Raw genomic sequence first — 524 nt, 5'->3', positions numbered from 1 at the left:
TGCAATCACAGAACCAAATGGTGACAACACCAATACTGGGGTTAAAGATACAACTGTAAATAATACCGACTTTGATAACAATTTAAGTGACGAAGCCGTAGACACTGACGCAACAAATGTCGATTTCAATGCTGATTCAACCCAAGAAACTATGGATGCTAAGTCTAAACTTGCTAACCTAAACATAACTGCCAATGCTACTAGCGCTAGTCAAATGGCAAAAGCTAAGAAAGACCAAGCAGCTTCTGTTACTGAGGTAACAGAAGAGAAGACTTTACCACAAACTGGTGAAGAAAATGGTCAACAAGCAGGTCTCTTGGGTGCCGCCCTTGTTGGAATGGGAATGCTTTTGGGCTTTGGTGCCAAAAAGAAAAAAGAACAAGACTAGTTAACAAAACTGAATAGTCTACTTAAGTAGTGGATAATCCAACCTAAGATAGTTGGATGTTCACTACTTTTTTGTTTCTTATAAAATCCTCATTTATTTTTAGAAAAATATTAAAGGTTTTATGTGGTATGATAAA

The 524-nt window shown here is 36.8% G+C and carries 1 protein-coding gene; it reads left to right on the top strand.

Annotated elements, in window-relative coordinates; translation table 11 throughout:
- The coding region (locus JCM10991_RS14210) for an LPXTG cell wall anchor domain-containing protein (RefSeq protein ID WP_035189214.1) at positions 1-388 on the top strand (388 nt) is incomplete at its 5' end.
- Positions 389-524 lie beyond the last annotated feature (136 nt).

Origin of the sequence: Ligilactobacillus equi DSM 15833 = JCM 10991 (genome assembly GCF_000615765.1) — a bacterium.
Classification (GTDB): Bacteria; Bacillota; Bacilli; order Lactobacillales; family Lactobacillaceae; genus Ligilactobacillus; species Ligilactobacillus equi.
The sequence above is the reverse complement of the archived record's forward strand: the minus strand, read 5'-3'. Positions and strand labels throughout refer to the sequence as shown.